We start from the raw sequence: 14,375 nt of genomic DNA on the forward strand, positions 1-14,375 counted from the left end.
GAAAGAAACAGTAGATTATTTTTTAAAGGTGGTTTGGCAAAATGTATCAAATACCTATAACCAAATTGCAGGTGGCTTTGGTATTACCCAAGCAATTGGCTATGTTTTAATAAATATTGAAGCAGAAGGAACCGCAGTTTCGGCACTGGCTGCTTTACTTGGTGTTAAAGCTACAAGTTTATCCAGAATGTTAAACAATATGGAAGAGCTAGGTTTAATTTACCGCGAAACTTCTACTGGAGATAAGCGTTCTGTAAAAGTATTTTTAACGCCCTTTGGAATAGAAAAAAGAAAATTGGCCAGTAACGTAGTTATTAAGTTTAATGAATATTTAAACGATAAGCTAAGTCCGAAAGAAAAAGAACAATTGATATCAACCTTAGATAAAGTGAACCAATTAACCTTGGCTTACACACCTATAAAAGAGAATGATGAAAAGAATAAATAAAGTAGCCGTTTTAGGCTCAGGCATTATGGGTTCTCGTATTGCCTGTCACTTCGCCAATATTGGAGTAGAGGTTTTGCTTTTAGACATTGCTCCAAAAGAATTAACACCAGAAGAGCAGGCAAAAGGATTGGCTTTAATGCATCCAATAGTTAAAAATCGTGTTGTAAATACGGCTTTGCAAACTGCTGTTAAAACTAATCCATCTCCAATTTATTCGCAAAGTGTTTTAAAAAGAATTAGCACTGGGAATTTTGAAGATGATATGCCTAAAATTGCTAACTACGACTGGATCATTGAAGTTGTTGTCGAAAATTTAGGCATCAAACAAAAAGTATTTGAGCAGGTAGAACAATTCCGCAAGCCAGGCACTTTGGTAACATCTAACACTTCGGGTATTCCTATACATATGATGGCCGAAGGGAGAAGTGATGATTTTAAAGCTAACTTTTGCGGCACTCACTTTTTCAATCCGCCTCGTTATTTAAGGTTGTTAGAGATTATCCCTACACCATATACCAAATCAGAATTGGTTGATTTTTTAATGCATTATGGTGATAAGTTTTTAGGTAAAACCACAGTTTTATGTAAAGATACACCTGCATTTATTGCCAATAGAGTTGGTGTTTATTCTATCATGGCGCTATTGCACTTGGTAGAAAAAATGGACTTGACAGTTGAGGAAGTTGATAAGTTTACTGGTCCGGCTTTAGGTAGACCAAAATCTGCTACTTTCCGTACAACAGATGTGGTTGGTTTAGATACGATGATTAAAGTATCAAAAGGATTGTATGATAACTGTCCGGATGATAAAGCTCACGATTTGTTTAAACTTCCTGACTACGTTCAGAAAATGGAAGCCAACAATTGGTTGGGTGATAAAACCAAACAAGGTTTTTACAAAAAAACAAAAACTGCCGAAGGCAAAACAGAAATATTAGCGCTTGATTTAAAAACTTTAGAATATCGTCCGCAGCAAAAAGTAAAATCTGCTACTTTAGAAATGACTAAAACCATTGAGAAAGTTTCAGATAGAATGAAAATTTTTGCGACAGGAAAAGATAAGGCAGCTGAATTATTCAGGGCATCTTTCTTTGGTTTGTTCGAATATGTATCAGACCGTATTCCAGAAATTTCTGATGAATTGTATCGTATTGATGATGCAATGCGTGCTGGTTTCGGTTGGGATTTAGGTCCGTTTGAAGTTTGGGATGCTGTGGGTATCCAAGCTTCTATTGATGGAATGAAACAATATGGTCACACTCCGGCAACTTGGGTAACCGAGATGTTGGCTGCTGGACATACTTCATTTTATAAAGTAGAAGATGGCGTTAAAAAATATTATGATATCCCATCAAAAAGCTACAAAGCCATTCCAGGAGCTGATGAATTTATCATCCTGGATAACTTAAGAGCCAATAAAGTGCTTTGGAAAAATGGTGGAGCATCAATTATTGATTTAGGTGATGGGATTTTAAATGTGGAATTCCACTCTAAAATGAATACGATTGGTGGCGATACTTTGTCAGCAATTAACAAAGCCATTGATATGGCGGAGAAAGACTACCGTGGTGTGGTGATTGGAAATGATGGAGCTAACTTCTCTGCAGGTGCCAATGTAGGGATGATTTTTATGATGGCAGTTGAGCAAGAATGGGAAGAGCTGAATATGGCTGTTCGTTTGTTCCAAAATACTTCGATGCGCATTCGTTACTCTTCAATCCCGGTTGTTGTTGCGCCTCATAATTTAACCTTAGGTGGTGGTTGCGAGTTTAGTCTACATGCCGATTTTGTTCAGTTAAATGCAGAAACCTATATGGGTTTGGTTGAGTTTGGCGTAGGTGTTATTCCAGGTGGTGGTGGAAGTAAGGAGTTTGCTTTACGTGCATCAGACGAATACAAAGCTGACCAAATTGTGCAGAATACGATGAAAGACCGCTTCTTGACTATCGGAATGGCAAAAGTTTCTACTTCTGCTGTTGAAGCGTTTGAGTTGGGTTATCTACAAAAAGATAAATATGCTATTAGTATGAACAGGAGCCGTTTAATTGCCGATGCGAAAGCTAAAGCAATTGAATTAGCTGATGCAGGTTATACTAAACCAGTTCAACGTAAAGACATTAAAGTATTGGGCAAACAAGGTTTAGGAATTGTTTACGCTGGTGCGAACACAATGTATTCTGGTAATTACATTTCAGAACACGATAAAAAAATCTCTGAGAAATTAGGTTGGGTAATGTGTGGTGGAGATTTATCATCGCCAACAGAAGTTACGGAACAATATCTATTGGATTTAGAAAGAGAAGCCTTTTTATCGCTTTGTGGAGAACGTAAAACATTAGAAAGAATACAATCAATAGTTACAAAAGGTAAACCACTTAGAAATTAAATAAAAACACGATTTAGATTTGATTATTCTCAAATTTTAAATCTCAAATTTAATAAAATGCAAGAAGCATATATAATAGCAGGACTTAGAACAGCTGTAGGTAAAGCACCTCGTGGTGTATTTCGTTTTACAAGGGCTGATGAATTGGCGGCAAATGTAATAAGAGAGTTGGTGGCTTCGGTTCCAAATTTGGATAAGGAGCAAATTGACGATGTAATTGTTGGTAATGCAACTCCAGAGGCAGAACAAGGTTTAAACATTGCTCGTATGATTTCGCTGATGGGCTTGGATACCGATAAAGTTCCAGGTGTAACCATTAATCGTTATTGCGCATCTGGTTTAGATACCATTGCCACTGCGGTAGCAAAAATTAAAGCAGGCATGGCCGATTGTATTGTGGCTGGTGGTGTAGAAGTGATGTCGGGTATGCCATTTGGCGGATGGAAATTAGTGCCGAATCCTGAGGTTGCCAAAACAAACCCAGATTGGTACTGGGGAATGGGTTTAACCGCAGAAGCAGTTGCAAAAGAATATAATGTAAATAGAGAAGACCAAGATGAGTTTTCTTTTAACTCACATCAAAAAGCAATTGAAGCTATAAAAAATGGACATCTAAAAGCTGGTGTTTTACCCATAACGGTAGACGAAAACTATTTGGATGCGAATATGAAAAAACAAACTCGCTCTTATATAGTAGATACAGATGAAGGACCAAGAGCAGATACAACCGTTGCAGCTTTAGCTAAATTAAAACCAGTTTTTGCAGCCAATGGTGTAATTACAGCCGGTAACTCTTCGCAAACATCAGACGGTGCTGCTTTTGTTTTGGTGGTTTCTGAAAAGAAAATGAAAGAATTAGGCGCAGAGCCAATCGCTCGTTTGGTTAGTTATGGCGTTGCTGGGGTTCCACCACGTATAATGGGAATTGGTCCGATTGAGGCTATTCCGAAAGCATTAAAGCAAGCTGGTTTAAAACAAGATGATATGGATCTAATTGAATTGAATGAAGCTTTTGCATCACAATCTTTAGCCATCATTAGAACCTTAGGTTTAGACCAAAGTAAAATCAATGTAAATGGTGGTGCAATTGCACTAGGTCACCCACTGGGTTGCACTGGTGCAAAACTATCTGTACAAATCTTTAACGAATTAAAAAGACAGAACAAAAAATACGGTATGGTAACTATGTGTGTTGGAACAGGGCAGGGTGCCGCTGGCATTTTTGAAGTATTTTAAGAAATAAAGCAGGTAGCTTGGCTTTAACCCTTGCTCCTTAATCATTAAGAAATGGAAACTACAGACAAAAAAACAATTAAAGGTGGCGAGTTTTTAATTACCGAAACCACTTACCAGGATGTATTTATTCCTGAAGAATTTGATGAAGAGCAACAAATGATTGCTCAGACTTGTCGCGATTTTTTAACGCAAGAGATTAATCCAATTTTAGACAGGATTGACAGTCAGGAAGAAGGTTTAATGCCTGCATTGATGGATAAAGCTGGCGAACTAGGTATTTTGGGTGTTTCAATCCCAGAAGAATTTGGTGGTTTTGGCAAAAACTTCAACACTTCAATGTTAGTGGCTGATGTTTGTGGTGCTGGTCACTCATTTGCCGTTGCACTTTCTGCCCATACGGGCATCGGCACTTTACCAATCCTTTATTATGGAAATGCAGAACAAAAAGCAAAGTATATTCCAAAATTAGGTACTGGCGAATGGAAAGCTTCTTATTGTTTAACCGAGCCAAATTCAGGATCTGACGCTAATTCTGGTAAAACAAAAGCCAAATTAAGTGAAGATGGTAAACATTATATCATCAACGGTCAAAAAATGTGGATTACCAATGGTGGTTTTGCTGATATTTTTATTGTTTTTGCAAAAATTGATGATGATAAAAACTTGACTGCATTTATTGTGGAGAAAGATTTTGGTGGCATTACCATGAACCCAGAAGAGCATAAAATGGGTATCAAAGGTTCGTCAACTCGTCAGGTTTTTTTTAACGATTGCCATGTACCTGTAGAGAATATGCTTTCTGATAGAGAAAATGGATTTAAGATTGCGGTAAATATTTTAAATATTGGTCGTATAAAATTATCTGCTGCAGCGATTGGCGGTAGTAGAGAAGTTTTAAATCAGGCGGTAAATTATTCGAACGAACGTATACAGTTTCATAGACAGATATCTAAATATGGTGCTATTAGATTTAAAATTGCCGAGATGGCAACTAAAATTTATGCAGTTGAATCTGCCAATTATAGAGCCGGACAAAACATTGATGACGCGTACGATGAATTAGTAGCTGGCGGAATGGATGAAGGAAAAGCGAAATTAAAATCAACTGAACAGTTTGCTGTAGAGTGTGCGATTTTAAAAGTTTGGGGTTCTGAAGTACTGGATTATGTTACTGATGAAGGTGTTCAGATTTATGGTGGAATGGGTTTTTCTGCCGATGCACCAATGGACAGGGCTTATCGTGATGCCCGTATCAACAGAATTTTTGAAGGTACAAATGAAATCAACCGACTTTTAACAGTTGATATGATGCTAAAGCGTGCCATGAAAGGCGAGTTAGATTTAATGACACCTGCAACGGCTGTAGCAGCAGAGCTGATGTCGATTCCAGATTTTGGAGAAGAAGACACCACTTTATTTGCAGCAGAGAAGAAAATCATTCAAAATTTAAAGAAAGCAACTTTAATGGTAGCTGGTGCTGCGGTTCAAAAGTTAATGATGAGTTTATCCAAAGAGCAAGAGATTTTAATGAACATCGCCGATATGGCAAGTTACGTTTACATCGCTGAATCAGCTATGTTAAGAACAGAAAAATTGGTTTCATTAAAGGGAGAAGAAGCATGCAAAGGTCAAATTGATATGATGAAAATCTATTTTGTAGAAGCTGTTGATGGTGTAAATAAAGCAGGAAAAGAAGCTTTATGGGCATTTGCAGAAGGTGATGAACAAAGAATGATGTTGGTAGGTCTACGTAGATTTACTAAGATGGAACCATTTAACGTGAAACAAGCTCGTCAGAATGTTGCACAACAAATAATAGAGGCGAATAAATATATTTTTTAAAAGAACTTAAAGATTAGAGGTTTAGGGTTTAGCCATTTAGGTTAAACTCTAAAACTTTTTTGTTTGTCATTCAGAGCGTAGCGAAGAATCTCTAAGAAGCTGTCCAAATTCATAATAATGTTCCCAGAACACCATTTTGTCGGCAGCTATAGGTATTGGACTTAAAAATGTTTTTCTTTAATGTATACATTAACAAAAATATGAAAAACATGAAAAGAAAATCATTACTCTCAGTATGCACCTTATTAATTTTAATGCTCTTAAGTGTGGAAAACTTAAAAGCCCAGTGGGTCAGTTGGTGGCAAGAAATTCCTCCAGCTGGCAAACATCCTTTAAATAGGCTCAGGAGAAATTCTACTGGAAAACATATTTTGGCTAATATACCCGAAGCTTATTCTTTGTCCACTATAGGTTGGACTTATGAAGGTAAATTGGGCTATCTCGCTACAAATTGGGATACTAGTTTTGGCCCAGTAGTTCCACTTTATAGATATTATAAAGATTCACAAACAGATCACTATTATTCCTTATCATCAACTGCACCTTCGGGCTATGTTTTAGAAGGAATTGTGGGATATGTTCCTAAGACAGGTGGGACCTTCAGTGATGGAGTAACATATTCAGGAGCAATTTATGGTTACCACAGAAATAGTGGTAGCCCAGATCATTTTTATACTAATACCTTTAGCGAATTAGGAGGAGGTAATTCAACATGGTATTATGATGGAATTGTTTTTTATCTTTTTAAATTGTAATTAATAGAAATAAATCAATATTGATTTGAAGTGAATAAGTATTTTAGAAATACTGATAGATAAAAATTAAAAGACTGAAGTGAGGTTATAAATATTAGAACTTCACTTAGTCTTTTGCAAATACGGAATAGTTAATCAGAGAATTATAATAAACTTATCCATCTTTTACCTTTCACCTTTTACTTCTTTTGAATTGTTAAATTTGGTTAAAAATTGTGCTAACGGCAATAAAAGCTTATTTTTGTGCAATTATGTTAAAAACCAAAATTTTATTATGTCTTTTTTTAATCGTTGGGGTTTTATCTTCATGTAAAAAAGATAGTTACGATGCAGAAAAACAAGCTAAAGTCGACGATGCCTTAATTGTAGATTTTATTGCAAAAAATAGCATTGTAGCAGTTAAACATAGTTCAGGGTTGTATTATCAAATTATTACACCAGGAACTGGAAACGAGGTGACAGCGTCAAATACAGTATCTGTTAACTATCAAGGAAAACTTTTAGATGGATCTGAATTTGATTCTTCTACAAGTCCTGTTTCTTTTTCTTTGTCTGGAAATTTAATTCAAGGTTGGAAAATTGGTGTTCCTTTAATAAAAAAAGGTGGTAAAATAAGATTAATTATTCCATCAGCTTTAGCTTATGGTAATACATCTCCTGGAGCAGGAATTCCAAAAAATTCGGTTTTAGATTTCACAATTGACTTAATCAATGTACAATAATATGCAAATGCGTAAAAAAATAACTTTATATTCTTTTGCCTTATTAGGCATATTGCTACTGTTAAATTCTTGTAAAAAAGAATATGAAACTATAGAAAGCATTGATGACGCTAAAATTCAGGCTTATGTTAAAAGCAACACAGGCTTTGTTAAAGACCCTGCAGGGTATTATTATAAAATAGTTAGCCCTGGCACCGGTGCTGAATTGAAAAATTCCGATTCTCTATATTATTCATATACTTTTAAATCCTTAGATGGGAAAGTTTTTAATCAAACTAGTGACTTAATGATTCCTGGAACTTTTTTGGGATATACAGATCGATTTGTAATTAACGGCTCATCATATCTTTTCACCCCTATTAGAGAAGTTTTAACGAAACTAAAAAGGGGCGGAAAAGCAAGTTTAATTATGCCTTCGTATATGGCTTTTGGCAAGAATGGAGTGAGTATATTAAATATTGGAACTAACGAGAATATAGTTTTAGATTTGGGAATATACTCTCAAAGTAAACAGCATGAAATAGATGAGTTTGAAATCCAGACTTTTATTGCAAAAAATAGTATAATAGCTACTAAAGATCTATCAAGAGTGTATTATCAGGTTTTAACTCCAGGAACAGGTACTGATGTAATTAATTTAAATTCAGCTTTAGTTGTCAAGTACACAGGAAGATTACTAGATGGAACTATATTTGATTCTAGCACATCGTTTTCTACTACATTAGCTGAAACTATATCAGGATGGCAAAAAGTTATCCCTTTATTTAAAGCTGGCGCAAAAATTAGGATATTTATTCCTTCAGACTTGGCATATAGCACAATTGGAAATGGTGCTGTTCCTGCTAATGCAGTTTTAGATTTCGATATAGAAATTGTTAGCGTAACCAATTAAGCTTACAAAAGAATAGTTTAAGCCATTAAGATATGATCTTGATGGCTTTTTTATTTCAAAGCTTTTTTGAAGGCTTTTAATACCCGATCTCTAGCAAATACATGATCTACAATTGGAAGAGGTAAAATAGCTAGGTTATATTCAGGTGCCCATTTATATACATACTCCATTTTAGGGTCAAATTTCTGAAGTTGAAGGGTTGGATTGAAAACCCTAAAATAAGGTGCAGCATCATTGCCAGAACCACAAGCCCACTGCCAACCGCCAACATTACTAGCTTGTTCATAATCTAATAATTTCTCAGCAAAATAAGCTTCTCCCCAACGCCAGTCTATTAGTAAGTGTTTGCATAAAAAACTAGCTACTATCATCCTTACTCTATTGTGCATAAAACCAGTTTCATTTAATTGTCTCATGCCTGCATCAACTAAAGGATAACCAGTTTTTCCTTCACACCATGCTTTAAATTCTACTTCATTATTTCGCCATTTAATATTATCATAAGCGGGTTTAAAAGCTTTGTCTGTAATGTGTGGAAAATGCCAAAGTATCATCATGTAAAAATCTCTCCATGCTAATTCAGATAACCATTTTTCCGCGTTATGTTTTATAGCTTTTGCTGCGGCCTCTCTAATGCTAACAGTACCAAACCTTAAATGTAGACCAATATGTGTTGTAGCATCTAAAGCGGGATAATCTCGCTTTTTATCATAGCTATCTAACTTTTTTTCAAAATCTAATTTAGGGAACTTTTGAAGAGACAATCCAAATCCCATTTCTTCAAGTGTTGGAAAAGGTAACTCATTTATGGGAAGGAAATTGCTTGTATATTTTTCTGAGGGATAAGATTTGGTGTAAAAGGTGTTCAGTTTTTTGTTCCAAATTTTAAAGTATGGCGTAAATACAGTGTATGGTTTCTCATCAGCTTTAACTATTTCATTTTTTTCGAAAATCACATGATCTTTAAAACTAGGAAAAGCTATTTCTTCACTTCTTAAAAACTCTGCCAAAGTATCATCACGCTTAGTGGCATAAGGTTCATAATCACGATTGGTATAAACAGCTTTAACATTATATGTTGCTAAAACTTCTGCCCAAACTTTTTCAGGAATACCATATTTAACAATAATTGAAGTGTTTTTTTGAATTAATTTTTCCTGTAAGGTTTTTAAAGTTTGATAAATGAAAGTGACTCTGGCATCCATTTTATTTTCAAGTTTTTTTAAAATATGTTTATCGAAAATAAAAAGTAATAATACTGGATGAGGACCTTTTAATGCGTGATAAAGCGCTGCATTATCTTCCAACCTAAGATCTCTTCTTAGCCAACAAATGCTAGTTTCTGTCCCTAAATTTCTTACAGGAGACTTATTTTGTTCAATATTTTTATTTTGATTCATCCTGATGAGTTGGCGTATAAATTGAATCTAAAGCCTCATCTAAGTTCACATAAACAAATTTGTACCCAGTATCTAATAGTTTTTGCACCATCGTATTACTACTCATTAAAGGTAAAACACTCATTTCACCTAGAATTGCTTTCAAAACGAATTTAGGCACATGAACTGGCCAAACTGGTCGACTTAATTTTTGGCCTATAGTTTTCGTAAGCAATTTATTAGTGACTGGAAAAGGAGCGCAAGCATTGTATGCACCTGCCATTTTTGTATCCTCAACTGCCTTTGAAAATATTTTTATGATATCGTCCAAATGTATCCATGGCATCCATTGTTTACCAGTACTTAACGGTGCGCCTGCAAAAAATTTAATTGGTTTTTCCATTGCTTGTAAGGCACCACCTTCTTTACTTAAAATTAAGCCTATTCTAATTTTAACAACTCTAATCCCCAATCCTATTCCTTCATTTGCAGCATTTTCCCATTGAACACAACATGTAGATAGGAAATCAGTACCACTATCACTTTTCTCAGTTAAAACTTCATCACCCCTATCTCCATAAAAACCAACTGCTGAGGCAGAAATAAAAGTAGTAACCGATGCTTTTGTTTCTTGAATGGTTTTATACAAAAGTTGTGCAGACATCACTCGACTATCAATAATTTCTTGCTTACGCTTATCTGTCCATCTTTTATCGGCAATGCCTTCTCCAGCTAAATTTATAACCGTGTCAATTCCTTTTAATGCATTTGCATCTATGGTTTGATTGTAAACGTCCCACAAAAATACATTAACATCTTTTATGTTAATTTGTCGCCTAGATAAAATAGAAATTGTATGTCCTTGTGCCTGCAAAGCGGGAATAAGTTGCCTTCCAATTAAACCACTAGCACCAGTAATAAGAATATTTTTTGCCATAGTTAACAAACCGTTGAATTAGCTTTTGGTTTTGACAAGATAGTAATTCAACCGTAAAGAAAATCGATCAAATTATTTAGGTCTATAATATAGATAATTTGTTGGCTGGTAAAAAAAGGAAATAACGAATTAATCTTGACAAGTTAGTTGTCAATCCAGAATTAATGCGTTAAATTCTCTCTATTTCTCCCATATTCCTCCTAGTATGCTCCTACAATCCTTCTGCTAAATGCCGTTTGAGAAGAACAAACATAGGGTAAACCTAGAACAACACTAGAACAACATAACTTTTATACTGACATATTCAGACATTTACAGACATTTCAGGACACTAAACTTAATTCAAGAGGAAACGCCAACAATATGTTATCAGTATGTAAAAAATATAATGTTTAAACCCGTAATTGCTACAAATTGTGCAAATTGCACGCCAATATAAAAGGCTACGGATATGAGCAAGAAGATTTTAGTTTGGTTTAGGAATGATTTACGCTTGCATGATAACGAAATGCTAGTAGAAGCCATAGCTAAATCTGATGAAATTTTACCTGTTTATTGTTTCGATCCACGTCAATTTGAGCTTACGCGTTATCACAGCATCAAAACTGGAGCAACTCGAGCTCAATTCTTATTAGAAAGTGTTGCAGCTTTACGTCAATCATTTCAACAGCTAGGTGGTAATATTTTAATCTTACAAGGAAAACCTGAAGATTTTTTACCCGACTTAGTGAGCCAATATGAAATTGCTGAAGTTTACCACCATAGAGAAGTGGCGAGCGAAGAAACAGCTGTTTCGACCCAAGTAGAAGATTTATTATGGAAACAAAAAGTAAATCTGAAACATTTTATTGGCCATACACTATATAACAAAGAGGATTTACCTTTTCCAATAAAAGATATACCTGATGTGTTCACTCAGTTTAAAAAGAAAACTGAACGTGATGCTATAGTTAAACCTTGCTTTTTGACACCTGATAAAATCAACTTTGTTACTATTGAAGATTGGGGTGTTTTACCTGAATTAAATGAACTTGTAGTACATGAAGATTTAGATAATTCAATTCAAAATATTGATTTTAAAGGTGGCGAACAACAGGCTTTCGAACATTTGCACGATTTTCTACATACAGGAGAAGATATGGCTTTAGCAAATGCATCTTTAAAAAAGAATGAAATTGTTTCTAAGCTTTCACCTTGGCTTGCCTTGGGTTGTTTATCACCTCGTGAAGTGTATTGGAAGATGAAAGAAGCGGAAGCTAATTACGGATTGAAGCCTTATTTTAATCAGATTATACTTGGACTTTTATGGCGTGACTATTATCGGTTTATGTTTAAAAAGCATGGAAATACTTTCTTTAAACCAGAAGGTTTTGCAAAAGAAGCTAAGGTAATTACATTGGCAGATAGCAATTTATTAGATTCTTGGAAAACAGGAAATACTGGTCATCCAATGGTTGATGCAATAATGCACGAACTAAATACAACTGGTTATATCAACAGTGCATCACGGCAATTAGTTGCAACCTATTTAATTTACGAATTAAAAGTAAACTGGATGATGGGGGCCGCTTATTTGGAAGAAAAACTAATCGATTATTGTCCGGCAAGCAATTGGGGTAATTGGGCAACTGTTGCAGGTGTAGGTAATGATCAACGTTTAACAACTAGTTTCGACTTCGAAAAACAACTGAAAATTGTAGATCCAAAAGGCGTTTATGCGCAAAGTGTAAGAGCCTAATCTTATTTTTGTCAACTTCGTAAGCGCATAAAATGAACAGCTTATATTACACGTTCAAAAAAACCGTTTTTAATTTGATTTAATTGTTAAGATTGTTGCCATTTCTTGTGGTAAAATCCTAATTTTGCAATACTTATCGTAAAAATACACTAATGGATAACTTATCTTATCTCAATGGCGCCAATGCCGAATATATCGAGTCCTTATATCAAAGCTATAAAGAAGACAGAAATTCGGTAGAATTTGGATGGCAGAAATTTTTTGAAGGCTTTGATTTTGGAAGGGGTTCTGATGCTACTCATGTAAGCAATGAAGCTCCAGAGCATTTTTTGAAAGAAATTAATGTTTTAAATTTAATTAATGGATACCGTCAACGAGGACATTTGTTTACCAAAACAAATCCAGTAAGAGAAAGACGTAAACATTTACCAACACTTGCTATAGAAAATTTTGGTTTAGCACAAACCGACTTAAATACCGTATTCAATTCTGCGGTGGAAACAGGTATTGGTGCGCCTGCTAAATTAAGTGACATTGTTGCTTTTTTAGAGCAAACGTATTGCGTTTCTATCGGTGCAGAATACTTATATGTGCGTGATCCAGAAATTTTGAAATGGATTAAAACCAAAATGGAAAACGAGCGTAATACACCTAAGTTTTCTATTGAAGAGAAAAAACGAATCCTTACTAAATTAAATGAAGCTGTAAGTTTTGAGAACTTTTTGGGCACCAAATTTTTGGGACAAAAACGTTTCTCTTTAGAAGGCGCAGAAGCATTAATACCTGCATTAGATTCTGTAATCGAAAAAGGCGCAGAATTAGGTATAGAAGAGTTTGTAATTGGAATGGCACATCGTGGACGTCTAAATGTGCTAGCTAATATTATGCAAAAAACCTATAAGGATATTTTTGCAGAGTTTGAAGGCAAAGGTTATAGCGCAGAATCTCCGTTTGGTGGTGATGTGAAATATCATTTAGGTTACTCTACTGATGTAACTACAATAAATAGTGGTAAAAGTGTTCACTTGAGTTTATGTCCGAATCCATCGCATTTAGAAACTGTAAATGGAGTGGTTGAGGGAATGTCTCGTTCGAAAATAGACTTCAAATATTCAGGAGATAATAGCCGTTTAGCACCTATATTAATACACGGTGATGCTTCTGTAGCTGGTCAGGGTATTGTGTACGAAGTGATTCAAATGGCAGGTTTAGAAGGTTATAAAACTGGTGGAACAATTCACTTAGTAATTAACAATCAAATCGGTTTTACTACGAATTATAAAGACGCTCGTTCAAGTACATATTGTACAGATATTGCTAAAGTTACTTTATCGCCAGTTTTCCATGTAAATGGAGATGATGTAGAAGCCTTAGTTTACGCTATCAATTTAGCGATGGAGTACCGTCAGAAATATAAAAATGATGTGTTTATTGATATTTTATGCTACCGCAGATTTGGACACAATGAAGCGGATGAGCCAAAATTCACTCAACCCTTATTATACAAAGCGATAGAAAAGCATGCAAATCCGCGTGATATTTATATCGATAAACTAACTAAAACAGGAGAGCTAGAAGCTGGGTTAGCTAAAGAAATGGAGAAACAATTTAAGGGCCTTTTGCAAGAGCGTTTAAATGAAGCTAAAGAAATTACATCAACATATCATGATGTTAAATTTGGTGGAGCGTGGGCAGATATGCGTATCGCGACAGCAAAAGATTTCGAGGTCTCTCCAAATACTGCAGTTAAAAAAGGAACTTTATTAGAGGTTGCTAAACGGATTTCAACTTTACCAGCTGATAAAAAGTTCTTTAAAAAGATTGAAAAATTATTTGATGAACGTAATAAAATGGCAACCGCCTCTCATGTATTTGATTGGGCCATGGGCGAACAATTAGCTTACGGAACTTTATTAGCCGAAGGTAAAAGAGTTCGTTTAAGTGGACAAGATGTTAAAAGGGGAACATTCTCTCATCGCCATGCGGTATTAACTTTAGAAGACAGTGAAGAAGAATATACTCCATTAGAACATGTTTCAG

The 14,375-nt window shown here is 35.1% G+C and carries 11 protein-coding genes; 9 read left to right on the forward strand and 2 right to left on the reverse strand.

The genetic code is table 11. The features are described from left to right. The 7 genes from WC622_RS15225 to WC622_RS15255 form a co-directional block, all read left to right on the forward strand. Positions 1-448, forward strand: a 448-nt coding sequence (locus WC622_RS15225; RefSeq protein WP_372820554.1) for a MarR family winged helix-turn-helix transcriptional regulator, incomplete at its 5' end; no start/stop codon positions are given. Beyond that, a complete protein-coding gene (locus tag WC622_RS15230) occupies positions 429-2,834 on the forward strand; it encodes a 3-hydroxyacyl-CoA dehydrogenase NAD-binding domain-containing protein (RefSeq protein WP_372820555.1) in 2,406 nt (801 codons plus the stop codon). The genes WC622_RS15225 and WC622_RS15230, both read left to right, overlap by 20 nt. 57 nt (positions 2,835-2,891) lie before the next feature. Next, positions 2,892-4,070: an acetyl-CoA C-acyltransferase gene (locus WC622_RS15235; protein WP_372820556.1), complete on the forward strand. Its 1,179-nt coding sequence runs from the start codon at positions 2,892-2,894 to the stop codon at positions 4,068-4,070. A gap of 51 nt (positions 4,071-4,121) precedes the next feature. Beyond that, positions 4,122-5,912, forward strand: coding sequence for an acyl-CoA dehydrogenase family protein (locus WC622_RS15240; protein WP_372820557.1), 1,791 nt, complete (start codon positions 4,122-4,124; stop codon positions 5,910-5,912). A 209-nt stretch (positions 5,913-6,121) separates the two neighbouring features. After that, complete coding sequence (locus tag WC622_RS15245) at positions 6,122-6,667, forward strand: hypothetical protein (RefSeq protein ID WP_372820558.1); 546 nt, start codon at positions 6,122-6,124, stop codon at positions 6,665-6,667. A gap of 251 nt (positions 6,668-6,918) precedes the next feature. Further along, positions 6,919-7,389 carry an FKBP-type peptidyl-prolyl cis-trans isomerase gene (locus tag WC622_RS15250; RefSeq protein ID WP_372820559.1) on the forward strand — a complete coding sequence of 157 codons (471 nt, stop codon included), beginning with the start codon at positions 6,919-6,921 and terminating at the stop codon, positions 7,387-7,389. A 7-nt stretch (positions 7,390-7,396) separates the two neighbouring features. Beyond that, positions 7,397-8,281, forward strand: a complete 885-nt coding sequence (locus WC622_RS15255) for an FKBP-type peptidyl-prolyl cis-trans isomerase (protein ID WP_372820560.1) — start codon at positions 7,397-7,399, stop codon at positions 8,279-8,281. Positions 8,282-8,331: 50 nt separating this feature from the next. Here the strand turns inward: WC622_RS15255 and WC622_RS15260 are convergent, their stop codons facing one another. After that, on the reverse strand, positions 8,332-9,681 hold the full coding sequence (locus WC622_RS15260) for a deoxyribodipyrimidine photo-lyase (RefSeq protein ID WP_372820562.1): 1,350 nt from the start codon (positions 9,679-9,681) through the stop codon (positions 8,332-8,334). Beyond that, a complete protein-coding gene (locus WC622_RS15265) occupies positions 9,668-10,597 on the reverse strand; it encodes a TIGR01777 family oxidoreductase (protein WP_372820563.1) in 930 nt (309 codons plus the stop codon). The genes WC622_RS15260 and WC622_RS15265 overlap by 14 nt, the downstream gene beginning before the upstream one ends. 451 nt (positions 10,598-11,048) lie before the next feature. Here WC622_RS15265 and WC622_RS15270 point away from each other — a divergent pair, with 451 nt between their 5' ends. Both WC622_RS15270 and WC622_RS15275 read left to right on the forward strand, forming a co-directional pair. Next, entirely contained in the window at positions 11,049-12,335 is a 1,287-nt protein-coding gene (locus tag WC622_RS15270) for a DASH family cryptochrome (protein ID WP_372820564.1), read from the forward strand. A 152-nt stretch (positions 12,336-12,487) separates the two neighbouring features. After that, on the forward strand, positions 12,488-14,375 hold a 1,888-nt coding region (locus tag WC622_RS15275; protein ID WP_372820566.1), incomplete at its 3' end, for a thiamine pyrophosphate-dependent enzyme.

The organism is Pedobacter sp. (assembly GCF_041662865.1).
In the GTDB taxonomy this organism is placed as follows: domain Bacteria; phylum Bacteroidota; class Bacteroidia; order Sphingobacteriales; family Sphingobacteriaceae; genus Pedobacter.